We start from the raw sequence: 23,125 nt of genomic DNA on the forward strand, positions 1-23,125 counted from the left end.
CTCTCAAGCAAACCGACACTGACCGGACCGCGCAGAGCGGCCCCGACACTGGACTTCTTCTTCATCGAAATTCCTTTCTGACGAGGGGTGCTCCCTCCTAGCGCAGCGCAGCTTCCCTGTGACCGCACCAGGCACGCGCCGGTCTCGCTGACCTACTGGGGTGCGGGTGCCGGCAGGGTGATGTCGCCAAGGTCCTGGCACTTGACGTCGCCCGCGGGGGCAAGGGCGCCGACCGCCGGGGCCAGGTCGACGAGGACTGAACTACCCGAGATCGCTTCGCTGTCGATGATGACCTCGGTCGCCGGGGTGCGGCCGAACGTGATGAACCGATACCTGGGGGCGTCGGAATCGTCCGATATCCAATCAATGCCATTCACTTCTATACAGCGAGGATCCGCAGCGGGAGGCTCGAGCCCGCATCGCAGCAGGACGACAGCCGGAGAACCCCACGCCGCTGTCCCTTGAGCGTTGGTCTCGCGTCGCGCGATTTCCCCACCGGCACCATCGGTCAGACCACTCGGCAGCCGCGACGAAATAGTTGCACAGTTCACACTTTCGGAATCATCTGCTGCATCGAGCGCCACGACCGGAGAACAGGCGGTTAGCGCGAGAACGGCAACGAGGCCTGCGGCAGACAACAGAGACCGTCTAAAAGACATTAGACCACCTTGCTGATTGAGTTCATTGTCGACGTCGTGGGCAAAAAAGGGAAGGACGAGCGATCAAGCGGGACCGTGCATTCTCTGCCTCGGGCAGAGCGCCGCCAACGCCGTCATGATGATCGCAGATGCTCGATCCGAATCCGCTCCGATGCCTGGCGCGTTCCCCGCCGCGATCAGCGCGGTGATCTGCTCGCGGATCTGCTCGAACGGCGCCGCAGCGGCGCCCGCCTTGACGCGGATTGCGAGCACCTTCGTCATCGGGCAGCGACCGGGACGCGGTCCAGCGCCGTATCGAGCAGCTCGCTGATCAGGTCCGGGTAGTCCACGCCGCTCGCTCCCCACATGCGTGGGAACATCGAAACCGGCGTGAATCCGGGCATCGTGTTGATCTCGTTGACCACGAAGCCGTCGGCAGTGAGGAAGAAGTCGACCCGGGCCAGGCCCTCGGCCCCGATCGCGTCGAAGGCGCGGACAGCGAGGGAGCGCATCTCGGCGAGCTCGTCGCCGGTGAGGTCGGCCGGGCAGACGAGCTCGATGCCCGGCGCACCGAGATACTTCGCCGCGAAGTCGTAGAATCCGCGGCCGGTGACGACCACCTCGCCGGCGACGGAGGCGCGGGCCGGGCCGCCGTGGCGCCCACCAAGCACGCCGATCTCGACCTCGCGGCCGATGATGCCCGACTCGATCAGCACCCGCGAGTCATGCGCGAACGCCTCCTCCAGTGCCGCGTCGAGCTGCGCGCGCATGCCGACCCGGCTGACGCCGACGCTCGACCCGGCGCGCGCCGGCTTCACGAACACCGGCAGACTGAGCTCGTCGAGAGCAGCGGAGGCGTCACCCGGGTCGGCGCGCCACTGCGCCTCGGTCACCAGGTACCAGGGCGCGACCGTGAGGCCCGCGGCCCGCAGCACCGTCTTGGTGAAGTGCTTGTCCATCCCGAGCGCCGACGCGAGCACACCCGAGCCGACGTAGGGCAGGCCCACCAGCTCGAGCATCCCCTGCACAGTGCCGTCCTCGCCCCACGGGCCGTGCAGGATCGGCAGTACCGCGTCGACCTCGCCGAGCGAGCGCGACGACCCGTCAGCCGCGGTTACGGTCAGCTCGCGCGCGAGCACCGACTCCGGCCAGTGCACCCGGGTTCCGTTGTCCTCGACAACGGGCAGTGCCGCCGCGTCGAGCGCGAACTTCTCCGGCCTGTCCTCCTCGAGCACGAAAGCGCCGTCGGAGGTAATCCCGACCGGGATCACCTCGAAGCGGTCACGGTCGATCGCCCGTAGCACCCCGGCCGCCGTTGCGCAGCTGATCGAGTGCTCGCTGGAACGCCCCCCGAACAGAACGGCCACGCGGAGCTTGCTGGTCATCGAGGTTCCTCTCACCCTGTGGCTCGTCCGAATCCGTCGTCAGGTGCGGCGCGATGTCCTTGGGATCGAGCGTACCGGCGAGCACCTGCGACACCTGCTCGACGATGGGCATGTCGACGCCCCGGGCCCGGGCGAGTTCGAGCACAGGGGCGACGGAGGCGAGACCCTCCGCCGTCTGCTGCATCGACTTCACCACATCGCTGAAGCTGTAGCCCTGGCCGAGCAGGCGCCCCGCCGTGTTGTTGCGCGAGAGCGACGAACTCGAGGTCGCAATCAGGTCGCCCAGCCCCGCAAGACCCGACATCGTCTCCGGCCGCCCGCCGTACGCGACCGCGAAATCGGTCATCTCGGCGAGGCCCCGCGTGATGATCGAGGCCTTCGTGTTCTCGCCGTAGCCGACACCGTCCACGATTCCGATCGCCACGGCGATCAGGTTCTTCAGCACGCCGCCGAACTCGGTGCCGATCACGTCGGTGTTGACGTAGGAGCGGAAGTAGCGGTTCGTCGCCGCGAGAGCCACCTCCTGCGCGGTGACGAGGCTCTCGGAGGCGATGACCGCCGCGGTCGGCTGCTCCTTCGCGATCTCGAGCGCGAGGTTGGGCCCGGAGGCGACGGCGATCCGGTCGGGCGAGACCGGCAGCATCTGCGCGATCACCTCGCTCATCCGCTGGCCGGTGCCCTTCTCGACGCCCTTCATCAGGCTCACCAGCACCGTGCGCTCGGTGAGGAACGGGGTGATCGCCTCGAGGTTGCTGCGCAGCGACTGCGACGGGATGGAGAGGTAGACGTGGTCCGCACCCTCCAGCGCCTCGTCGATCCGCGGCGTGGCCCGAATGGTGCGCGGCAGGTTGATGCCGGGGAGGTAGTCGCTGTTGCGCTTGGCCTCGGTGATCTCGCGGGCGAGTTCGGCGCGGCGGGCCCACATCACGACGTCCGACCCGCCATCGGCGAGGATCTTCGCGAACGTCGTGCCCCAGCTGCCGGCGCCGAGGACGGCGACACGACGCGGCACGCGGATGGGCGCCTTCCTACTGCTCGGACTCAAAACGACCCGTGCCCTTCTGGTTGTGATCGGACGGGTTCCAGCGCTTCTCGGGCGCCGTCTCGCCGCGCAACTCCTCGAGCAGCGCGGTGATCGCGGCCATCACGACGGCCGAGGCCTCGTTCAGCGTGGCGGAGTCGAGGCTGCGGCCGCGGAACGAGGACAGGTCGACGGGGTCGCCGACGATCACCTCGACGCGCTTGCGTCGGAACAGCGTGATCCGCTTGGAGTAGCGGCCCATCAGCTGCTGGGCGCCCCAGTGCGCGACCGGGACGATCGGGAGCCCGTACTGCAACGCCATCCGCGCCGCCCCCGTCTTGCCGCGCATGGGCCAGAGCTCCGGGTCCCGGGTGAGCGTGCCCTCCGGATAGACGATGATCGAGCGGCCCTCGTCCACCAGCGCCTTCGCGGTTTTCAGCGGCTCGCTGCCGCGGACCGAGCCCGAGCGCTCGACCGGGATCTGGCCGGAGCCGCGGAGGATCGCTCCGAGGACCGGCACCGAGAACAGCGAGGCTTTGGCCAGGAACCGCGGTGCGCGGCCGGAGCGCCACAGTGTCCATCCGGTGATGATCGGATCAATTTCGCTGTAATGGTTCGGCGCGAACACGAAGCCCCCCGTGCTCGGGATCTTCTCCGCGTTCCGGATCCGCAGGTCGACCGAGGCGGCCATCACGGGGATCACCACCACCGCGAGGAACCAGAAAATGGACGGACGGCTTCGCTCAGACACCCGCCCATCCTCCCATCCCGGCCCCCACTCCCGGAGCCGGCGAGGGAACCTTGGACCGTCGAGGGAGCCTCATGGAGCAGGCTCCCTCGACGGGTCGGGGTTCCCTCGGTTAGGCGTTGAGTGAGAAGTCGGCGCCCAGCAGCTCGAGCTTGGTAAGGAAGTTCTCGTAGCCGCGGCTGATGATGCCGACGTTCGAGACCGTGGAGGTGCCCTCGGCGGAGAGCGCGGCGATCAGGTGCGAGAAGCCGCCACGCAGGTCCGGCACGACGATATCGGCGCCGTGCAGCTTTGAGGGGCCAGAGATCACCGCCGAGTGCATGAAGTTGCGCTGACCGAAGCGGCAGGCCTGCCCGCCCAGGCACTCGCGGTGGATCTGGATGGTCGCGCCCATCTCGACCAGCGCGTCGACGAAGCCGAAGCGTTGCTCGTAGACGGTCTCGTGCACGATCGAGACCCCCTTGGCCTTCGTCAGCGCCACGACGAGCGGCTGCTGCCAGTCGGTCATGAAGCCGGGGTGCACGTCGGTCTCGATGATGACCGGCTTGAGCTCGCCGCCCGGGTGGTAGAAGCGGATGCCGTCCTCAGCGATCTCGAACGCTCCGCCGACCTTGCGGAAGACGTTGAGGAAGGTCGTCATCTCCTGCTGGCGCGCGCCGCCGACGAAGATGTCACCGTCAGTCGCCAGCGCCGCTGCGGCCCAGGAGGCGGCCTCGTTGCGATCGAAGAGCGCGCGGTGGGAGTAGCCGGTGAGCCGGTCCACGCCCTCGATGCGGATCACGCGGTCGGTGTCGACCGAGATGATGGCGCCCATCTTCTGCAGGATGTTGATCAGATCCATGATCTCGGGCTCGATTGCGGCGCCCGAGAGCTCGGTGATGCCGGAGGCGCGGACCGCGGTGAGGAGGACCTGCTCGGTCGCCCCGACGCTGGGGTAGGGCAGCGAGACCTTGGCGCCGTGCAGGCCCTCAGGGGCCGACATCCGGATGCCCGAGGGCAGCTTCTCGACGACGGCGCCGAAGTTGCGGAGCACCTCAAGGTGGTAGTCGATCGGGCGGTCGCCGATGCGGCAGCCGCCGAGGTCGGGAATGAACGCCTCACCCAGGCGGTGCAACAGCGGGCCACAGAAGAGGATAGGGATACGACTGGAGCCGGCGTGCGCGTCGATGTCGGCGAAGTGCGCGGACTCGACGTTGGAGGGATCGAGGATCAGCTCGCCGACCTCGGCGCCCTGCTTCACCTTGACGCCGTGGACCTCGAGCAGGCCCTTCACGACGCGGACATCGCTGATGTCGGGCACGTCCCGGAGGGTGGACGCAGTCTCGCCGAGAAGCGCCGCGACCATCGCCTTGGTGACGAAGTTCTTGGCCCCCTTGAGTTCGATGCGTCCCACCAGGGGACGACCGCCGTTAATAGTGAGCCGCTCGGTCGTCATTCCCACTCGGGCTCCCGCAGCCTTGGCGTCCTGAAGAAGTGTGTTCACGCTATTTCACCGGCAATGTCTTGGGCCGCCAGCTCTCGCGACGGGTCTCGAATTCGGAAATGAGCGCTTCATCGCGCAGGGTCAGGCCGATGTCGTCCAGGCCCTCGATCAGGCGCCATCGAGTGTAGTCGTCGATCTCGAAGTCGAAGGTCTCGCCACCGGCGGCGACCGTACGCGCAACCAGATCCACTGTCGGTTCTATTCCCGGGGTGCCCTCGATGATCTCCCACAGCCGCTCGACGTCGGGCTCCGACACCACCGCGGCGAGCAGCCCCTGCTTGCCGGCGTTGCCGCGGAAGATGTCGCCGAACCGGGGAGAGATCACGACTCGGAAGCCGAAGTCGCGCAGCGCCCAGACCGCGTGCTCGCGGCTGGAACCGGTGCCGAAGTCCGGGCCAGCGACGAGGATCCCCGCGCCGCGGTAGCGCTCCTGGTTGAGCACGAAGTCCTCCTCCTGCCGCCAGCCGTGGAAGAGGGCATCCTCGAAGCCGGTCTTCGTGATGCGGCGCAGGTACACGCCGGGGAGGATCTGGTCGGTGTCGACGTTCGCGCGTTTAAGCGGCGCCGCGATCGCGGTGACGGTCTCGAACTTCTGCACGCTCACACTCCTGTGCTCTCGCGGACCGGCCCCAGGTCCGACGGACTGGAGAGGGTTCCGCGCACGGCGGTCGCCGCGGCGACCAGGGGCGAGACGAGGTGCGTCTTGGCGCCCTTGCCCTGGCGGCCCTCGAAGTTGCGGTTGGAGGTGGACGCGACGCGCTCCCCCTGGACGAGCTGGTCCGTGTTCATCCCGAGGCACATCGAGCAGCCGGCGAAACGCCACTCCGCTCCGAACGCGGTGACGATCCGGTCGAGCCCCTCCGCCTCGGCCTCCAGGCGCACCCGGGCGGAGCCAGGCACGACCATCACGCGGACGCCGGGAGCCTTGGTGCGGCCCTCGACGATCGCCGCGAACGCGCGCAGGTCCTCAATCCGGGAGTTGGTGCAGGAGCCCATGAAGACCACGTCGACCGGGATCTCCTTCATCGGCGTCCCGGGTGCCAGCGCCATGTACTCCAGCGCCCGTACGGCGCTGGAGCGCTCGTTCGGGTCGTCGATGGCCTCCGGGTCAGGCACCGATTGCGAGAGCGAGACGCCCTGGCCGGGGTTGGTCCCCCAGGTGACGAACGGCTCCAGCGCATCGGCGTCGATGACGACCTCGGCGTCGAACACGGCGCCCTCGTCGCTCGGGAGCGTGCGCCAGTAGGCGACTGCCGCGTCCCAGTCCTCCCCAGTGGGAGCGTGCGGGCGGCCCCGCAGATAGGCGAACGTCGTCTCATCCGGAGCGACCATGCCGGCGCGGGCCCCGGCTTCGATCGACATATTGCAGATCGTCATCCGGCCCTCCATCGAAAGCGCGCGGATCGCGGAGCCGCGATACTCGAGGATGTAGCCCTGGCCCCCACCCGTTCCGATGCGGGCGATGACCGCGAGGATGATGTCTTTCGCGCTCACCCCCTCCTTCACCGTCCCCTCGACGGTGATCGCCATCGTCTTGAAGGGCTGCAGTGGCAGGGTCTGCGTCGCCATCACATGCTCGACCTCGCTGGTGCCGATGCCGAACGCGATCGCACCGAACGCACCGTGCGTCGAGGTGTGCGAGTCGCCGCAGACGACCGTGACCCCCGGCATCGTCAGGCCGAGCTGGGGGCCGACGACGTGCACGATGCCCTGCTCGACGTCGCCGAGGGAGTGCAGGCGGACGCCGAACTCGTCGGTGTTGCGGCGCAGCGCGTCGATCTGGGTGCGGCTGATCGGGTCCTCGATCGGGCGGCCGATCTCGAGGGTCGGCGTGTTGTGGTCCTCGGTGGCGATGGTGAGGTCGGGGCGGCGCAGCGGGCGACCGGCGGCGCGGAGGCCGTCGAACGGCTGGGGACTGGTCACTTCGTGCAGCAGGTGCAGGTCGATATAGACCAGATCCGGCGCGCCATTCTCGCCCTTGACGACGACGTGGTCGTCCCAGACTTTCTCGGCGAGGGTGCGGGGCTTGTCCGCGTGGGTGTTCTCGGCGTGGGTGCGGGCCTTGGCTCCGCTCGACGCGGGCGCACCAGGGGTGCTTTCGATCATGACGGTCCCTTCTCCTCCTGGAGTCACTGCTCCTCCGGGAGTCACTGCGCGGCCGGGCGAGGCACCGCGACGAGGGAGGCCGTTCAGATCGAGGTCCCGCCGCGGCACAGACGCAGGTGCGGGCCACTCAGCATGCAGAGACACTAGCATCGCACTCCCCCGCTTTCGGGGCGCCCACGGCGCGGGGTAGCGGGGCTCAGGCGCGGGGATCGAGCACCGCGTCAACGACGAGGACCGTCACGTTGTCGCGACCTCCTGCGTCCACGGCGGCCCGTACGAGCGTCTGCGCGAGGTCGGCGGAGTCACCGGAGTCGCGGCGCGCGAACAAGGCCGCGATCTGCTCGTCCGAGAGTTCCTTCGTGAGCCCGTCCGAACAGAGCAGGTAGCTGGCGCGGGATACCACCGGAAGTGTCCAGACGTCCGTCTCGACCTCGTCGTCGGCGCCGAGGGCGCGGGTGACGATGTTGCGGTCCGGATGCGACTCCGCCGACTCACGGGTGAGCAGACCGGCCGAGACGAGTTCCTGTACGGCCGAGTGGTCCACCGTCAATTGCTGGAGCTCTGCGCCGTCCCAGCGGTAGACCCTCGAGTCGCCGACGTTGAACAACGCCCATCGCGCGGGCCCGGCGGGCTCGGGCAGCACGAGCATCAGCCCGGTCAGCGTCGTACCGCAGAGCGCACCGCCCACATCCAGCGCCCGCACGGCGGCGTTGGCGCCCTCGACTAGGTCGAACACCGCCTCGACCGAGCCCAGACCCGCCGGCCGGTTCTCGCGCAACGCCTCGACCGCGGCTGCGCTGGCCAGGTCGCCGCGCGCGTGCCCGCCCATCCCGTCCGCGACCGCCAGGAGCAGCTCGTCCGCGAGCAGAGCGTCCTCGTTCACTCGGCGGACTGCTCCGACATCGGTGCTGCTGCTGATGGCGAGCCGCAGCGTGCCCTGGGGCAGATCGACCGTGGTCGTCGTCATCGCGGGATCACTTCTCCTCGGCACTGGACCGGGGGACGTCCGAGACGACCTCCGGGTGCCCATCGTGCAGCTCGATGTGGCGGTGCTCGCGACGCATCGTGGCCAGGCTCGCCAGCGTCGCGACCGTCATGCTCAGCACGATGACCACGAGCGAGGTGATCGTGTCGATGTCCCACACCGGCACGGGCTCGCCGCCGTTAATGAAGGGCAGATCATTCTCGTGCAGGGCGTGCAGCACGAGTTTCACGCCGATGAAGGCGAGGATGAAGGCGATGCCGTACTTGAGGTACTCGAGCTTGTCGATCAGCCCACCGAGCAGGAAGTAGAGCTGTCGCAGGCCCATCAACGCGAAGACGTTCGCGGTGAAGACGATGAAGGGGCTCTCGGTGATGCCGAAGATCGCCGGGATCGAGTCGAGGGCGAAGAGTAGATCAGTGGAGCCGATCGCCAGGAAGACGATCAGCATCGGCGTGAAGAAGCGCGTGCCGTCGATGGTGGTGCGGATCTTCGAGCCGTCGAATGAGTCCGAGATCTTGACGCGGCGGCGCAGGAGCCGGATGAGCAGGTTGTCCGTGGCCTCGTTCTCGTCCTCCTTGCCGAATGCCTGGTTCCAGGCGGTGTAGACCAGGAAAGCGCCGAAGAGGTAGAAGATCCAGCTGAAGCTCTCGATGAGCTGCGCGCCGAGCAGGATGAAGACCCCGCGGAAGATCAGCGCAATGATGATGCCCACCATCAGCACCTCCTGCTGCAACTTCGCCGGCACCGCGAAACGGCCCATGATGATGACGAAGACGAACAGGTTGTCCACCGAGAGGCTGTACTCCGTCAGCCAGCCCGCGACGAACTGGCCGGCGAGCTCACCGCCGCCGAGGATCAGCATCAGCAGCGCGAAAACGAGCGCCAGCGTGACGTAGAAGCCGACCCACAGGCCCGACTCCTTCAGGCTCGGTACGTGCGGGCGCTTATAGACCAGCAGCAGGTCGGCAGCGAGGATCAGGCTGAGAACGACGAACGAGCCGATCACGAACCAGACGGGCAGATCGAGCATGAGGGCCTTCCGAGTGGGTGAGTGTCCGGAAGTCTCTCCCCGGGGAGCGGACGGCCGTGCCGGTCAGCGTCACCCGTCCCACCCCCGGCGCCGCGCTGGGGCGGTGCGTACTGACGGGAGCGGGATGGTCGGGATACTCCCCTCCGCGGATGCGATCCTAGCGCCGATCCGCTCGGCCGCTGTCCCGGACGGGAAGTTGGAGCGAGGAGTTAAACGAGAAGAACCCCCGGTCCAACCGGAGGTTCTTCTCGTGTTGCCGTGGTGACCCCAGCGGGATTTGAACCCGCGTTACCGCCGTGAGAGGGCGACGTCCTAGGCCGCTAAACGATGGGGCCGCGTTTTTGCAACTCGAAGAGTGTTGCACATGGATCTGCGCCGGTGCAAATCGGGTGGCCCTGTCTCCGGGCGACAGCCGCGCAGGGCCTTGCCCGCCGCTTGCCGAAGCGATTGGCTCAGAGCATGAGACTGACGAAACTCGAGCACGCGAGCGTCCTGATCGAGCGGGACGACGCCCGGCTCGTGATCGACCCCGGATCCTTCACGCGCCCCATCGAGGGGACCGCCAACACAGTCGCCGTGGTGCTCACGCACGAGCACGCCGACCACTGGACCCCGGAGCAGCTGCGGCGCCTGCGCGACGCAGCCCCGTCACTGCGGATCTTCGGGCCCGCCGGGGTCGCCGCCGCGGCCGAGGGCTTCGATGTCGAGACGGTCGCTGACGGCGATGTCGTGACAGTCGGCCCCTTCGAGCTGCGCTTCTGCGGCTCCCGGCACGCGGTGATCCACCGCAGCATTCCCGTCATCGACAACGTGGGCGTCCTGGTGAACGGACGCTTCTACTACGCCGGCGACTCGTTCACAGTGCCCCAGGGCGTGAACGTGGAGGTCCTCGCGGCTCCCTCGGGCGCTCCGTGGATGAAGATCGCCGAGGCGATGGACTTCGTGCTCGCCATCGCTCCTCGGCACGCGTTCGCGACCCACGAGCAGGTGCTCTCGGAGGCGGGGCGTGCGCTCGGCCACGACCGGCTCGGCTGGGCCGTCCGCGAGGGCGGCGGCGAGTACCACGCCCTCGAGCCGGGCGACGTGCTGGACCTCTGACGGCGGAAACACACCGACGGCCGGGTCGCAGGCGCGCCCCGGCCGTCGGTTGTGCTAGCGGGTCAGTAGTACTCGCCCTGGCGGTAGTCCCAGGAGTTGAACTGCTCGGCGAGGTTCAGCATGATGCGCTCGTAGTCGAGGCCGCGGCGGATGAGCACGGGGCCCGGGGTGATCGAGCGCTCGCCGCCCTGCACGGGGATGAGGGCGCCCGAGGCATCGACCATCGAGACCATGACGCCCTGCTCGTGGCGCGAGTTCTCGTCCTTGCCCGGCTGGATCGAGGCGACGTAGGAGTCGGCCGCGACGATCACGTCGGCCTCGTTCTCGATCCGCTCGCCGATGTTCGCGACACGGCCTCGGTTACCGACGCCCGAAGGGTTCGCCGAGCTGGCGAAGGTGAGGGTGCGGTCGCGCTCCCACATGATCGTGGCCAGCTGCTCGGCGGGGCGGCCGAAGCGGATGACGAAGCAGCTGGTGCCGCGTCCGTCACGGACCAGCTCACGGGCGTCCTCGTCGATCAGATCGACGGCCTCGGCCTTCCAGGGGAGGATGCAGCCGAGCAGGATGTCCTGCTCCCAGTGCTTGCGGTAAAACGCGAGCACCTCGTCGTTGAGCTCGGCGAGCTCGGTGAGCTGCTCGATGCTCGAGCAGAGCACGACGCCCGGCTTGTTGCGGTTGCGCTGCTTGGCCGAGAACTTGCGCTCCAGACCTGCTCCGTCGGTCGTCATCAGGATGTAGCCGACTTTGGTCGCGCAGACCACCAGTCCACCGGGAGCGGAGAGCGCGTCCACCGCTTCCGCAGGAACCTGCTCACGCCATTCGATCACCGTCGTGCTCGTCATTTTGTCCCTTTCGTGGTGTCCAAGATAGGCGGGGCCCGGCCGAGCGGAAGCCTAGCGGATGGCCTCCCGCCGGCGGAGGCCGCGTCGCCGCAGTCGGGCGGCAGGCTCAGGCGAGCGCCGTGAGCGAGCCGCGTGCGAGCGTGTTGATCGTCAGGTGAAAGCCGACCAGCGAGGCCGGCGTCGACTCGTCGACCGGCAGCGACGTCACTCCCAGCGCGTGCACCGTGAAGAGGTAGCGGTGCACACGGTCGCCCGGCGGGGGCGCCGCACCGGCGTACGCGAGCGACCCGAGGTCGTTCAGTGATGGGCGCCCGACGCCCGTCGAGCCGGCGATCAGCTCGGTGACGTCCTTCGGAATGTCAACCAGGACCCAGTGGTGGATCCCGCCGAGGGTCGGCGCATCAGGGTCGAACACGGTGACCGCGTAGGACTGCGTCCCCTCGGGGCCGGTACTCCAGCGCAGGGACGGGCTGATACTGCCGCTGGCCTGGGCATCGGCGAGCCGCTCGCCGTCGATCATGTCGTCGCTGAACACCTCCAGCGGTGCCGCGGCGGGCAAGAAGCCGAGCGGGTGCGGAGGCGTGCTCCTGGTCCAATCGATCATGTCGTTCTCCTGTTCTTCGTCGATCACTCCGCTGTCGCGGAGGCGGTTCTCCTTCTCCCCTGGCTTCGCATCGAGAGTGCCCCGAGCGTCTGCGCGAGAACCGCGAGGACGATGAGGACGACGAGAGTGGGCGCCGTCCCTCCCGTGAGAGGAATGAGGACACCGGCGCTGACGAGCAGGACCGCCTGGAGAATTCCCTGGTTCCGCTCCAGTCCACGCATCACCGTGACCCGAGCGCCGTCGTCGAACCCGTTCATCGCGGGAGCGAGAGCGATCATCGTCGCGGGCCGAACGAAGCCGCCCGCGATCCCGAGAAGGGCGAGGCCTGCGATCAAGGCTCCTAGGACGCCGAGTGCGGTCAGGGTGAGCCCGACCACCTGGGTGAGCGCAGTGAGGCGGAATACCAGGGGCGTGCCGGCGATGAGCGGGGAGAGTCGGGCGGCGGCGAGGCCGGCCAGGGTGTAGAGGCCCAGCACCACGCCGAACGCGGGGAGCGTCAGCCGCAGCTCCTGGAAGAGCAGCAGCGGCACGACGAAGGTGTAGGCAGCGAGCAGGACGGCGCGGTTCACGGAGTAATAGAGGGACCAGAAGCTCACTGCCGCGGGCAGCACGGCCGGTCGTGCGGTGTGCTTTCTCCCTCCTGCGGAAACCTGCGCGCCGAGCGGCAGGCGCGCGAGGAGCGCTACGGCCAGCGCACCGCACGAGACCAGCGCACTGAGCAGGAACGGCAGCCGGTCCCAGAGCGCGAGTGAGGCGGCTCCGATCACTCCCGCACCGAAGGAGGCGAGGAACATCCCGCTCTGCACCGCCGTCTCCTGTCGGCGCGCGTCGGCCCCGGCCCGGAGGGACGACGCCAGTGCGGCGTCGCGGCCCGCCGTCAGCGCGAAGCCGCAGCCGGCGAGCAGCTGACTGACCACGACGGCGACCGGGTCGGCGTCCAGCACGATCACCACGAGGCCCAGCGCCTTCACGCCCTCTCCGACGACGAGCGCACCCGACGAGGACAGCCGGCGCGTAAGCGGCGAGAGCGGGCCGTCGGCGAGTGCCGCCACCACCGCGTAGAGCGCGAGGAGCAGCGCCACGGCGAGGATCGGGTAGCCCCGCGCGAGCAGGAAGACCGCGACCACGGGCAGGTGGAAATAGGCGCGCGAGACGATCCGGTAAACGGTGATGAGCGCGGCGGCGCTCCGCCCGCGCACGAGGTCCGTGCGGTGACCCTCAGGCAAGGGCGGGCACGACGACACGCAGAGAGTCGGCGCCGAGATCACCCTGCCGTACGATGGACGCGCCTCCCACTCATGCCAGCTTCGTGCCGACAATGCGCCACTTTCGGAACGAATGGCCGCGCTCTGCGGCACGACCGGTTTCCGAGGTCCGGCACCCGCCCGCAGCCGGCTCCTGCGTCCACTCCACTTTCACGACGTGTCAGAGGAACCGGGCGGCCTGCGGCGCCGAAGTAGGCTGACCCGGTGACGACGACCGCGCTCGAGCGCTTCCAGGCCCTATTGCGCATCGAGACGGTGTCCCACACGGACGAGACGGCCACGGACTGGAGCCGCTTCAATGCGTTCCGCGAACTCGTCGCCGCCCTCTATCCGGCGCTGCACGCGGCGCTGGAGTTCGAGACCGTCGCCGGACACTCCCTCCTCTGGCGCTGGCGCGGCGAGGAGCCGGGCGAGCCGGCCGTGCTGATGGCGCACTACGACGTGGTCAGTGTCACGGCGTCGGAGTGGTCGCAGGACCCGTTCGCCGCCGCCACCGTCGTCGGTACCGACGGGCGCACCTCCGTGGTGGGTCGCGGTGCTCTCGACGACAAGGGCTCTCTCATCGCCCTCCTCGAGGCGGTCGAGGCCGCCGTGCTGCGCGGCGAGCGACCCCGGAACGACGTGTACCTCCTCTCCACCCACAATGAGGAGACGGCCGGCGACGGCGCCCCCTCGGTCGTGACCCTGCTGGGCGCGCGCGGCGTCAGTCCCCGCCTGGTGCTCGACGAGGGTGGCAACGTGCGGCGCGGCATTCTGCCCGGCGTCACCACTCCGATCGCCGTGATCGGTGTTACCGAGCGCGGGATCATGAACCTCGAGCTGACCTGCCGCGACGTCGGCGGCCACGCCTCCGCTCCGCCGCCCCCGCCCGGCCTGCTCGCGACCCAGCGGCTCGCCCGCGCGATCCACCGCCTGACCGAGAACCCGTTCCCCTCCACCCTCCCCGAACCGATCGCCGAGCTGGTGCGCGCCGCCGCCGACCACGCGGACGCGGCCCACGCCGTCTGGTATGCGCGCCCTCACGAGCATCCGGACGCCGTCATCGGCGCGCTCGCCGCCCACTCCAACCGCGCGGCCGCGATGCTGCGGACGACCGTGGCGATCACCGAGCTGCGCGGCAGCACCGGCGCGAATGTCCTCGCCTCCACCGCCAGCGCCACCGCAAACGTCCGGATCAACCCGGGCGGCACCGTCGCAGGGGTGGTCGAACGCATCCGCGCCGTCATCGACGACCCCGAGGTCGAGATCGAGGTGAAGGTCGCGCACGAGCCCTCCCCCGTCTCCCCCACCGGCGAGCCCGGCGACGGCGGACCGTACGACCTGCTCCGGGCCGTCGTGCAGGAGTCGTTCCCGGAGGCGGTCGTCGCACCGTACGTGCAGACCGGCGGCAGCGACGCGCGCCACTTCCACGCGATCAGCGACAACGTGTACCGCTTCATCCCGTTCGAGATCAGCCCGCGACAGCAGCTCGGGATCCACGGGGTCGACGAGTCGGTCGAGGTCGAGCAGTTCGAGCGCGCCATCGGTTTTTATGCGCGGCTGCTCAGGCGACTCTGACGGCGCTGGCAACATCCCGGGTGCGGGTGGCATCCCGGGGTGGGGCGGAGGCGGGGAACCTGGGAGAAGCGTTCGATGACGCGCCGACCGGTGTTGGCCGGGTGTTCATCCCGCAATGATGGACTGGTTCCAGCGGGGTCGCCTCCGCTGAGACAGTGCGCAAGTGCCGACGTCGGGTCGCGTGATCCGGCCCCCGCCGATCGTGGAACCCGAGGATCATGTCCCTCCGCCAGGCCGAGTATCCCCGGCCCAACCACTTCATCCTTCACCTGAGCGACACCCACTTCATTGCCGGAGACGGCGGCCTGTACGGCTCTGACGTCGACAGCGAGGCCCAGCTGCGGCTCCTGTTCGAGGAGCTGGAGCAGTCCGGCGGACGCCCCGAAGCGATCGTCATCACGGGCGACCTGGCCGATAAGGGTGAACCGGCGGCGTACGCGAAGCTGCGCGCCGTCGTCGAGCCCGCGGCTGCCCGCCTCGGTGCCGAGGTGATCTGGGTGATGGGCAACCACGACGATCGCGGCGCCTTTCGCTCGGGACTGCTCGACCAGCTCCCGACTACGCAGCCGGTCGACCGGGTGCACGACGTGAACGGCCTGCGGATCATCGCACTCGACTCCACCATCCCCGGCGCCCACTACGGCGAGATCTCGGGCGCCCAGCTCGACTGGCTCGCGGAGGAGCTCTCCAGCCCGGCCCCGCACGGCACGATCCTGGCTCTGCACCACCCGCCGGTGCCGAGCGTCCTGGACCTGTCGGTGCTCGTGGAGCTGCGCGACCAGCCCGCGCTCGCGGAGGTGCTCGAGGGTTCCGACGTCCGCAGCATCATCGCGGGCCACCTGCACTACTCCTCGACCGCGATGTTCGCCGGCATCCCCGTCTCGGTCGCCTCGGCCACCTGCTACACCCAGGACTTAAATGTGCCGGTCGGAGCGACCCGCGCCCGCAATGGGGCGCAGGCCTTCAACCTGGTCCACGTCTACGACGACACGGTGCTGCACTCGGTGGTGCCGATCGGGGCGTCGACCGAGGTGTCCTACGTCTCGGCTGTCGAAACGCAGCGGATCCTCGCGGACCACGGCATCGAGATCGCGGCGACGGCTCCGGCTCTGGTGACGCGCGACGCCGCGCTGTATCCGCCACTCGTGGAGCCGGTGGGCGCGAGCGCGTAGGGGCGGCCGGGGCGCTCGGCGTGCGATCTGCAGGCCCCCGTCCGATTCGCAGGGCCCTGTCCGATCCGCAGGGGATTTACCACAGAGAACGCTCTCATCCGCGATAAGGAAGGGCGACGGTCGAGATCTCCTGCGAATCGCACGCTTCCCTGCACACCGTACTTTTCCGCGGGGCAGTCCGATTAGCAGGGGTTCGTCCGATTAGCAGGGGCCTGTCTGGTTTTCAGGGGTAGGTGCGATTAGCAGGGGATTGGTACCGGAGAGCGCTCTCGTCCGCCTGCACAAGGCACGGCGGTTCAGATCCCCTGCGAATCGCACAGGGGCCTGCGAATCGCACAGGGGCCTGCGAATCGCACGGAGGCCTGCGAATCGCACGGCGCGCGGGCAGGCGTCCGCGCCTGGCGCCGACGGCCCGCCCCAGCGCTCAGTCCTCGCGCTCCCAGGGGGCCGGGATCGGGTAGTACTCCTCGAGGAACCCGATGACGGCCTTGGTGCGCGCCTCCGCCGAGATCTCGGGGAAGCTGCCGTCGTTGAGGCAAAAGAAGTCGACTCCGCGGTTCTTCAGGAGCTTGCGCATGTCCTTCAGGCCCTGGTGCATCGTCGTGTCGACATACTTCACGGCGGCATTCTCCTGCACCACCGCGCGCCCGGTCATCAGCGCGTAGTAATGGTAGAGCGAGTTGGTGACGGAGACGTCGCTCGCCGAGCGGAAGCGACTAGCCGCCGTCGCGGTGAACTCCGGCTCGAACTCGGCCTCCAGCTCGGCCATCACGCTCTTGCGGAGCGGAGTGGCGGCGTGCTCGAGGTGGCGCGTCGTCATCGCCCCGAAGCGCTCGCGCAGTAGGCGCCGGTTGACGCGGGCCGCGTTCTCGAAGCCGCTGCGCGAGGCGTTGGAGTCGCCCATGCCGATGCGCGTGGTCGCCTCGATGAACTTGGTGATGCCTCCGGGCGAGAAGAAGATCGACGGATCGACCGGACGCCCGAAGAACATGTCGTCGTTGGAGTAGAGGAAGTGCTCCGCCAGACCCGGGATGCGGTGCAGCTGGCTCTCGACGGCGTGGGAGTTGTGGGTGGGCAGCACGGAGAGGTCGCGGAAGTGGTCCTCGCTGCGCACGAGCGTCACGTCGGGGTGCTCGTCGAGCCAGCGCGGGCGCGGGGAGTCGGTGACGATGTAGATGCGCCGGATCCACGGGGCATACATGTAGACGCTGCGCAGGGCATACTTCAGTTCGTCGATCTGGCGGAAGCGCGCGGGGGCGTCGTCGCCCTCGCCCACCACGTAGCTGGACATCCGGGCCGCGCGGGCGCGCTGGAATTCGAGATCGGTGCCGTCCACCCACGAAAACACAATGTCGATCTCAAAGCGGATGTCGCTGACCAACGGCTCGAACATGCCCTCGAACGTCGGCCAGGTGCGGCCGTAGGCCTCGACGTGCGCGTCGATCGCCTCGGCGACGGGAAGGCTGTTGCGCATCAGCGCGTTCTCGGCGGGAGTGATGATTTCCTCCTCGCCGACCTTCCACAGCTCCAGGCGGACCCCACTCCGGGCGCCGTAGCGCAGCGATCCGGTGGAGGAGACGCGCGGGCGGAACAGCTTGAACACGGCGGCGCGCGGATATGGCGCCAGAACCCCCTCGGCCAGCAACTGCGGCGGGGTGCCGCGCTTGTCGACGGTCTTCGTGTAAAAGGGTTCGGTCGCGAAGGCGCGAGCAAGCAGCGTCGCCAGCTCCGCGCCCAGCATGCGGTCGACCGCGAGGAACGGCGAACCGTTGGTGCCGCGAATGAGGCGGTAGGGGAATTCGGCGGCGTCGAGGACCTCGCCGATCGCGATCAAGTCTTCGGTCCAGGCCGCGCGCGGCGTCGTACTCGAGTTCACCAGCGAGAACAGGCCGGCATGGACCACGACGTCGTCGCGGTCGAAGTGGCGCGGGCGCAGGAGCGGTGACGGAAGAGCACGGACAGAAGGCATGATTCACATTATCCGCCGTGGATTTCGTGTGTGTGACCGGGCCGTCAGCTTGACAGCGACTCCAGACGGGTCATCGCCTTCTCGGCGACCTTCGCGGTCCGGCGGGCGCGATGCCGCTCCTCGGCCGCGACGACACCGAGCGCGAAGGCGCCCTCGCCGCTGCGGTCGGCCTGGTCGAGGATCAGCGCGCGAGCGGCGAGCGCGTCGCGCTCCTCCCCCAGCGCGTCCGCGAGGTCCTCAGCCGCCTCGGCGAGCGAGCGTCGGCGAGCACCGACTGCCTCGGGGACGACCGCACGCCAGGCCTCAACGGTGTAGCGGAGCCGCTTCGCCGCCTTCCGCAGGTCGTGCCGGGCCTCGAGCGAGCCGCCCAACATCGTCGCGCGGGCGTCCGCGATCCGCGAGAGCTCCTTCGCGACCGAGCGACGCACCAGCGCCGTCGCGCTCGAGTTCGCCTTGGCGGTGCGGGGCGGATCGGCGAGCAGGACGTCGAGCGAGGCGAGGAGCGCGAGGTAGCGGCCGCCGCGCAGGGTGCGGGCGACGCGGCGCAGCGCTGCCGCGTGCCTCCGCTCGATCTCCTCCAGTAGAGCGGAGGGGACGCTCGGAGCGCCCTGGACTGCGGCGAGGGACGCGCGGAACCTGTCGGTGAGTACCTCCTGATCGCGGGCGGCGCCGAGGACACCGCCGAGCCAGCGCAGTTCGTCGCGCACGGGATCGGTGGCTGCGCGATCGAGCACGGAGCGGGAGGCGGCGAGAACGGAGCGGAGCCGGCGGGTGAGTACGCGCATCCGGTGCAGGGCGTCGTCGGCCTCGAGGCGCACGCAGGGGTCCACGGCGCGCAGCTCCCGCAGGAGTGAGCGGACCGCGGCGAGCGCCGCCTCCCCGCCGTCGCGCGGATCCGGAACCGGCTCGTCGATCGGGCCGCCCGTGGCTCGGGCAAGCTTGGAGGCGCTCGCGGCCGGGCGGGCGCCCGCGGCGAGCAGGCGCTGCTCGATCGCGTCGAGGATCCGCTCCCCCTCCTCTCCCGGGACGTCGACCAGCTCGACCTCCCACTCCCGCCAGCGCCGCTCGCGTCCAGTGCGCTGGTCGCGCGCAATCACCAGGTCGTCGGCGATCTCGGCGAGCTGTCTGCCTCGGGAATCGACGACGCGGGTGACCGAGCGGACGGTCTCAAGCAGCGCCAGCGGCTCCAGCGGTGCGCGCCCGACCTGGCCGAGCACGGACTCGCGCACGACGGACGGCACAGTCCGCGAGGGCGTGAGATCCGAATGGATCTCGGTGCGGCCCGAGGAGCCGGGCAGTTTGACGTGCCAGCCCTGGTCGGCTCCGCCTTCGCGACGGCGCAGCGTGATGCGCGCCCGGGAGAGCGCGCGGTCGAGGGTGTCGAAGTATTCGGCGTGGAGCGTCACCGGCTGCTCGGCGCGCGCGGTCGCCACGATCCCGGCGCCGGCGAGGTCGGGGAGGCGGGTGTCGGCGTCCACGTCGTACTTGCGCTCGACCTCGGTCTGCACCCTCCGCCCGCCGCTCGCCGGGGACGTCGCCGACTCGTTCTCCGCACCGCTGGCCATGCTCCATTGTGGTCACGCTCGGCGCCTGCCGGGCACCCCGGGGCGGCCCGGCGCGCCCTCGCCCTAGGCTGGAGCGATGACCGTGCCCGTTCCGCCCGTCGCCCGCCGTGTCCCCCTGGAGCGCCGTCATCACGGCGACGTGGTGCTCGACCCCTACGAGTGGCTGCGCGGAAAGGAGAACCCCGAGGTGATCGCGCACCTCGAAGCCGAGAACGCCTATACCGAGGCGACGCTGGCTCCCCTGGCACCGCTGCGCGAGCGCCTGTTCGAGGAGATCCGCTCCCGCACGAAGGAGACCGACCTCTCGGTCCCCGTGCGCGAGGGCTCGTGGTGGTACTTCTCGCGCTCCTACGAGGGGCGCCAGTACGCTGTGCACTGCCGCGCGCCGATCACCGGGCCGGACGACTGGACGCCGCCGTCGATTGCCGAGGGCGGACCGCTGAGGGGCGAGCAGGTCGTTCTGGACGGCAACGCGCAGGCGGAGGGGCACGACTTCTTCTCGCTCGGCAGCTTCGACGTCTCCGCCGACGGTCGCTACCTCCTCTTCGGCACCGACGTCGAGGGCGACGAGCGATACACCCTGCGCATCCGCGACCTCCAGACCGGCGAGGACCTGCCCGACGTGATCGAGGGCACCGGCGGCGGAGCGACCTTCGGCGCGGACGCCCGCTTCGTCTTCTACCCGACCGTCGATGAGTCGTGGCGCCCCGACACCATCTGGCGCCACGCGGTCGGCGGTGGCGTCCCCGACGAGGTCGTCTTCGCCGAGCCCGACGAGCGCTACTGGATCGGTGTGGGGCTCACCCGCAGCCGCCGCTTCCTCGTCATCGAGATCGGCAGCAAGATCACCAGCGAGTGCCTGGTGCTAGACGCATCGGACCCGACCGGCTCCTTCCGCTCGGTCTGGCCGCGCCGCGAGGGCGTGGAGTACGAGGTGGAGCACGCCGTCATCGACGGGCGCGACCGCTTTCTGATCGTGCACAACGACGGAGCCCTCGACTTCGAGATCGTCGAGGAGCCCGCCGACCTCGCGCTCGACGCCGACGCCCGGGCCCGCGAGCGCCGCGTGGTGGTGCCGCACCAGGAGGGTCGCCGGATCGAGGGCGTCGATGCCTTCGCCGGACACGTTGTCGTCTCCTACCGCGCCGACGGGGCCACCCGGCTCGGGCTGCTCCGCGAGGACGGCGGCGACGCACGGCTGGAGGAGATCGTCTTCGACGAGCCGCTCTACGACGCGGGCCTGGCCGGGAACCCGGAGTGGGAGCAGACCTCGCTCCGCCTCGCGTACACCTCCTTCGTTACCCCCTCGACCGTGCTCGCGCTCACCGTCGCGACCGGCGAGCGTACCGTCCTCAAGCAGCAGCCGGTGCTCGGCGACTACGACCCAGCGCTCTACGTGCAGCGGCGGGAGTGGGCGGTCGCCGAGGACGGCACGCGCGTGCCGCTCTCGCTTGTCTGGCGCCGCGACGCCGCCGACCCGGACTCGGCACCGGCGCCCCTCCTTCTCTACGGCTACGGATCGTACGAAGCGAGCATCGACCCGGGCTTCTCGATCGCGCGCCTCTCGCTACTGGACCGGGGGGTCGTCTTCGCGATCGCGCATGTGCGCGGCGGTGGAGAGATGGGCCGCTCCTGGTATGAGAACGGGAAGACGCTGACCAAGCGGACGACCTTCACCGACTTCGTCTCGGCGGCGCGGCACCTGGTCGACGCAGGGTTCACCACCCCGCAGCGGCTGGTCGCGCAGGGCGGATCGGCCGGCGGCCTACTGATGGGCGCGGTCGCGAACCTCGCCCCGGAGGCGTTCGCCGGGATCCTCGCGCAGGTGCCGTTCGTCGACGCGCTCACGTCGATCCTCGATCCGTCGCTGCCGCTGACGGTGATCGAGTGGGACGAGTGGGGCGACCCGCTGCACGACGCCGAGGTGTACGCCTACATGAAGTCGTACTCGCCGTACGAGAACGTGCGGGAGGATGTGCAGTACCCGCGGATCCTCGCAACGACGAGCCTGAACGACACCCGGGTGCTCTACGTGGAGCCGGCGAAGTGGGTGGCGCGACTGCGCGAGGTCGGTGCTCCCGCTCTGCTGCGCACGGAGATGACGGCAGGGCACGGCGGAGTCAGCGGGCGCTACGAGCGCTGGCGCGAGATCGCGTTCGAGTACGCCTGGATGCTGGACGTGCTCGGCCTGGCCTGATCGGGCGGCTCGGCCTGGGCGCCGCAAGCCCCTCCACCCGCCGTCAGCGGCCAGTAGGGTCGGGGTGCCGACGGAGGGAAGAGCATGAGCGCAGGCCTGTCGATCGACCGAATCGCCGCATGGGTGGCGGATCAGAGATGGTACGCGAGTAAAGGGCGGCGCCCCGAGCTGGAGGTCCGCGGCGCCTGGTCGCTGCACCCCGGAGACGCGGAGGTGGTGGACCACCTTTTCCTCGACCGGGCCGGAACCAGCCCGGTCCTCTACCAGGTGCCGGTGACGGTGCATGCGGCTCCTGTGGCCGGCCTCGAGGACGCCCTCGTCTACTCCGACGACGCGCACTGGGTGTACGACGCACCGCGCGACCCGGTCTTCTCCCGCGCTCTGCTCGCCATGATCGGCGACGACCTCCGCTCCGACGAGGACGGCGCCCACGGTGGCGCGCGTGCGCAGGGGCACCGGCAGCCGGGAGCCGTGATCGGTGAGTTCGAGTCCTCGAAGGTCCTCAGCGGCGAGCAGTCGAACACCTCGGTGATCATCCGCACGACCGCAGACGACGGATCCGCCGCGACGCCGGTGATCGTAAAGGTGTTCCGCGCCCTGCACCACGGCGACAACCCGGACGTGACCGTCCAGTCGGCCCTCAACGCCGCCGGCAGCGCCCTCGTCCCACCCGTGATCGGCACTGTGACCGGCGAGTGGGACGATGAGGGCGAGGAGACGGGTCGTGCCTTCGGTCACCTCGCCTTTGCGCAGGAGTTCCTCCCCGGCGTGCAGGACGCCTGGCGCGTCGCCCTCGAAGCGGCCGCCGCCGACTCCGACTTCACCGGCCCCGCCCGCGAGCTGGGCCGTGCCACCGCCGAGGTGCACGCGACGCTCGCCGAGGTCATGCCGACCGAGGACACCACGTCCGGGGTCGTCGAGCGGATGGTCGCGACCATGCGTCGAAGGCTGCGCATCGCGTCGGCCGAGGTCCCCGTCATCGCTGAGGACTCGGAGGCGATCGAGGCCGTGTTCAGCGCCGCCGAGGGCGCGCCGTGGCCGCGGCTCCAGCGCATCCACGGCGACTACCACCTCGGCCAGGTGCTCTCGGTGCCCGGCCGCGGCTGGGTGCTGCTGGACTTCGAGGGCGAGCCGCTGAGGCCGATGCACGAGCGTCGGTTGCCGGATGTGGCGCTGCGCGACGTCGCCGGGATGCTGCGCTCTTTCGACTACGCGGCGGGAGCGCACGAGCAGGCCGAGCCGGGCTCCTCCCGGGCGGCCTGGGCGGCTGCAAGTCGTGCCGCCTTCCTCGATGGGTACACCGAGCGAGCTGGCGACGCGGTCACCGCGCACCGGGCGGTCCTCGACGCTTTCGAACTTGACAAGGCCGTCTACGAGGCGATCTACGAGGCCCGCAACCGGCCAGAGTGGCTGTCGATCCCGGTCGCCGCGGTGCAGCGCCTCGCCGGACGCTCGTAGGG

Annotated in this window: 20 protein-coding genes and 1 tRNA gene; 5 read left to right on the forward strand and 16 right to left on the reverse strand. The window is 69.5% G+C overall.

The features are described 5' to 3' along the window. Positions 1 to 152: 152 nt before the first annotated feature. From C1O28_RS07810 to C1O28_RS07860, 11 genes are all read right to left on the reverse strand, one after another. Entirely contained in the window at positions 153 to 659 is a 507-nt protein-coding gene (locus C1O28_RS07810) for a DUF3515 family protein (RefSeq protein WP_097167241.1), read from the reverse strand. 63 nt (positions 660 to 722) lie between these two features. Then, positions 723 to 920, reverse strand: a complete 198-nt coding sequence (locus C1O28_RS07815) for a hypothetical protein (RefSeq protein WP_097167242.1) — start codon at positions 918 to 920, stop codon at positions 723 to 725. Then, positions 917 to 2,023 carry a D-alanine--D-alanine ligase family protein gene (locus C1O28_RS07820; protein ID WP_097167243.1) on the reverse strand — a complete coding sequence of 369 codons (1,107 nt, stop codon included), beginning with the start codon at positions 2,021 to 2,023 and terminating at the stop codon, positions 917 to 919. Before C1O28_RS07820 ends, C1O28_RS07815 begins: the two co-directional genes overlap by 4 nt. Continuing rightward, positions 1,920 to 3,035, reverse strand: coding sequence for an NAD(P)H-dependent glycerol-3-phosphate dehydrogenase (locus tag C1O28_RS07825; protein ID WP_181025584.1), 1,116 nt, complete (start codon positions 3,033 to 3,035; stop codon positions 1,920 to 1,922). The genes C1O28_RS07820 and C1O28_RS07825 overlap by 104 nt, the downstream gene beginning before the upstream one ends. 16 nt (positions 3,036 to 3,051) lie before the next feature. After that, positions 3,052 to 3,735 (reverse strand): lysophospholipid acyltransferase family protein, encoded by a 684-nt coding sequence (locus C1O28_RS07830; protein WP_097167349.1) that lies wholly within the window; start codon positions 3,733 to 3,735, stop codon positions 3,052 to 3,054. 169 nt (positions 3,736 to 3,904) lie between these two features. Continuing rightward, on the reverse strand, positions 3,905 to 5,275 hold the full coding sequence (murA, locus tag C1O28_RS07835; protein WP_097167245.1) for a UDP-N-acetylglucosamine 1-carboxyvinyltransferase: 1,371 nt from the start codon (positions 5,273 to 5,275) through the stop codon (positions 3,905 to 3,907). 1 nt (position 5,276) lies between these two features. Next, positions 5,277 to 5,873 carry a 3-isopropylmalate dehydratase small subunit gene (gene leuD / locus C1O28_RS07840; RefSeq protein WP_097167246.1) on the reverse strand — a complete coding sequence of 199 codons (597 nt, stop codon included), beginning with the start codon at positions 5,871 to 5,873 and terminating at the stop codon, positions 5,277 to 5,279. 2 nt (positions 5,874 to 5,875) lie between these two features. Next, positions 5,876 to 7,381: a 3-isopropylmalate dehydratase large subunit gene (leuC, locus tag C1O28_RS07845; RefSeq protein WP_097167247.1), complete on the reverse strand. Its 1,506-nt coding sequence runs from the start codon at positions 7,379 to 7,381 to the stop codon at positions 5,876 to 5,878. A 196-nt stretch (positions 7,382 to 7,577) separates the two neighbouring features. Beyond that, a complete protein-coding gene (locus C1O28_RS07850) occupies positions 7,578 to 8,348 on the reverse strand; it encodes a PP2C family protein-serine/threonine phosphatase (RefSeq protein WP_097167248.1) in 771 nt (256 codons plus the stop codon). Between the two features lie 7 nt (positions 8,349 to 8,355). Continuing rightward, positions 8,356 to 9,396 carry a TerC family protein gene (locus C1O28_RS07855; RefSeq protein ID WP_097167249.1) on the reverse strand — a complete coding sequence of 347 codons (1,041 nt, stop codon included), beginning with the start codon at positions 9,394 to 9,396 and terminating at the stop codon, positions 8,356 to 8,358. A 259-nt stretch (positions 9,397 to 9,655) separates the two neighbouring features. Then, positions 9,656 to 9,731, reverse strand: a tRNA-Glu gene (locus tag C1O28_RS07860). Positions 9,732 to 9,855: 124 nt separating this feature from the next. Between C1O28_RS07860 and C1O28_RS07865 the strand changes: the two genes are divergently transcribed. Beyond that, positions 9,856 to 10,494: an MBL fold metallo-hydrolase gene (locus tag C1O28_RS07865; protein WP_097167250.1), complete on the forward strand. Its 639-nt coding sequence runs from the start codon at positions 9,856 to 9,858 to the stop codon at positions 10,492 to 10,494. Between the two features lie 62 nt (positions 10,495 to 10,556). Here C1O28_RS07865 and C1O28_RS07870 read toward each other — a convergent pair whose 3' ends face one another. The 3 genes from C1O28_RS07870 to C1O28_RS07880 form a co-directional block, all read right to left on the reverse strand. Continuing rightward, positions 10,557 to 11,336, reverse strand: coding sequence for an L-threonylcarbamoyladenylate synthase (locus C1O28_RS07870; protein WP_097167251.1), 780 nt, complete (start codon positions 11,334 to 11,336; stop codon positions 10,557 to 10,559). A gap of 106 nt (positions 11,337 to 11,442) precedes the next feature. After that, complete coding sequence (locus C1O28_RS07875; RefSeq protein ID WP_097167350.1) at positions 11,443 to 11,940, reverse strand: YbhB/YbcL family Raf kinase inhibitor-like protein; 498 nt, start codon at positions 11,938 to 11,940, stop codon at positions 11,443 to 11,445. Positions 11,941 to 11,963: 23 nt separating this feature from the next. Beyond that, a complete protein-coding gene (locus C1O28_RS07880; protein ID WP_097167252.1) occupies positions 11,964 to 13,139 on the reverse strand; it encodes a hypothetical protein in 1,176 nt (391 codons plus the stop codon). 270 nt (positions 13,140 to 13,409) lie between these two features. Here C1O28_RS07880 and C1O28_RS07885 point away from each other — a divergent pair, with 270 nt between their 5' ends. Further along, positions 13,410 to 14,762 (forward strand): M20/M25/M40 family metallo-hydrolase, encoded by a 1,353-nt coding sequence (locus C1O28_RS07885; RefSeq protein WP_097167253.1) that lies wholly within the window; start codon positions 13,410 to 13,412, stop codon positions 14,760 to 14,762. A gap of 218 nt (positions 14,763 to 14,980) precedes the next feature. Further along, positions 14,981 to 15,934, forward strand: a complete 954-nt coding sequence (locus C1O28_RS07890) for a phosphodiesterase (RefSeq protein WP_097167254.1) — start codon at positions 14,981 to 14,983, stop codon at positions 15,932 to 15,934. Positions 15,935 to 16,358: 424 nt separating this feature from the next. Here C1O28_RS07890 and C1O28_RS07895 read toward each other — a convergent pair whose 3' ends face one another. Beyond that, positions 16,359 to 17,903 carry a stealth family protein gene (locus C1O28_RS07895; RefSeq protein WP_097167255.1) on the reverse strand — a complete coding sequence of 515 codons (1,545 nt, stop codon included), beginning with the start codon at positions 17,901 to 17,903 and terminating at the stop codon, positions 16,359 to 16,361. A 44-nt stretch (positions 17,904 to 17,947) separates the two neighbouring features. Continuing rightward, positions 17,948 to 19,468 carry a CYTH and CHAD domain-containing protein gene (locus tag C1O28_RS07900; RefSeq protein WP_097167256.1) on the reverse strand — a complete coding sequence of 507 codons (1,521 nt, stop codon included), beginning with the start codon at positions 19,466 to 19,468 and terminating at the stop codon, positions 17,948 to 17,950. A gap of 76 nt (positions 19,469 to 19,544) precedes the next feature. Here C1O28_RS07900 and C1O28_RS07905 point away from each other — a divergent pair, with 76 nt between their 5' ends. Both C1O28_RS07905 and C1O28_RS07910 read left to right on the forward strand, forming a co-directional pair. Then, on the forward strand, positions 19,545 to 21,665 hold the full coding sequence (locus tag C1O28_RS07905; RefSeq protein WP_097167257.1) for a S9 family peptidase: 2,121 nt from the start codon (positions 19,545 to 19,547) through the stop codon (positions 21,663 to 21,665). Positions 21,666 to 21,749: 84 nt separating this feature from the next. Further along, positions 21,750 to 23,123 (forward strand): maltokinase N-terminal cap-like domain-containing protein, encoded by a 1,374-nt coding sequence (locus C1O28_RS07910; RefSeq protein ID WP_097167258.1) that lies wholly within the window; start codon positions 21,750 to 21,752, stop codon positions 23,121 to 23,123. Positions 23,124 to 23,125 lie beyond the last annotated feature (2 nt).

This window comes from Rathayibacter rathayi, assembly GCF_004011095.1.
GTDB classification, from domain to species: domain Bacteria; phylum Actinomycetota; class Actinomycetes; order Actinomycetales; family Microbacteriaceae; genus Rathayibacter; species Rathayibacter rathayi.

Coding starts and splice junctions, on each gene's coding strand:
- C1O28_RS07895 (WP_097167255.1), bottom strand. CDS start 17,903: ATGCCTTCTGTCCGTGCTCTTCCGTCACCGCTCCTGCGCCCGCGCCAC.
- C1O28_RS07830 (WP_097167349.1), bottom strand. CDS start 3,735: ATGGCCGCCTCGGTCGACCTGCGGATCCGGAACGCGGAGAAGATCCCG.
- C1O28_RS07870 (WP_097167251.1), bottom strand. CDS start 11,336: ATGACGAGCACGACGGTGATCGAATGGCGTGAGCAGGTTCCTGCGGAA.
- C1O28_RS07815 (WP_097167242.1), bottom strand. CDS start 920: ATGACGAAGGTGCTCGCAATCCGCGTCAAGGCGGGCGCCGCTGCGGCG.
- C1O28_RS07865 (WP_097167250.1), top strand. CDS start 9,856: ATGAGACTGACGAAACTCGAGCACGCGAGCGTCCTGATCGAGCGGGAC.
- C1O28_RS07810 (WP_097167241.1), bottom strand. CDS start 659: ATGTCTTTTAGACGGTCTCTGTTGTCTGCCGCAGGCCTCGTTGCCGTT.
- C1O28_RS07890 (WP_097167254.1), top strand. CDS start 14,981: ATGTCCCTCCGCCAGGCCGAGTATCCCCGGCCCAACCACTTCATCCTT.
- C1O28_RS07900 (WP_097167256.1), bottom strand. CDS start 19,468: ATGGCCAGCGGTGCGGAGAACGAGTCGGCGACGTCCCCGGCGAGCGGC.
- C1O28_RS07905 (WP_097167257.1), top strand. CDS start 19,545: ATGACCGTGCCCGTTCCGCCCGTCGCCCGCCGTGTCCCCCTGGAGCGC.
- C1O28_RS07910 (WP_097167258.1), top strand. CDS start 21,750: ATGAGCGCAGGCCTGTCGATCGACCGAATCGCCGCATGGGTGGCGGAT.
- C1O28_RS07850 (WP_097167248.1), bottom strand. CDS start 8,348: ATGACGACGACCACGGTCGATCTGCCCCAGGGCACGCTGCGGCTCGCC.
- leuC (WP_097167247.1), bottom strand. CDS start 7,381: ATGATCGAAAGCACCCCTGGTGCGCCCGCGTCGAGCGGAGCCAAGGCC.
- C1O28_RS07820 (WP_097167243.1), bottom strand. CDS start 2,023: ATGACCAGCAAGCTCCGCGTGGCCGTTCTGTTCGGGGGGCGTTCCAGC.
- C1O28_RS07875 (WP_097167350.1), bottom strand. CDS start 11,940: ATGATCGATTGGACCAGGAGCACGCCTCCGCACCCGCTCGGCTTCTTG.
- C1O28_RS07855 (WP_097167249.1), bottom strand. CDS start 9,396: ATGCTCGATCTGCCCGTCTGGTTCGTGATCGGCTCGTTCGTCGTTCTC.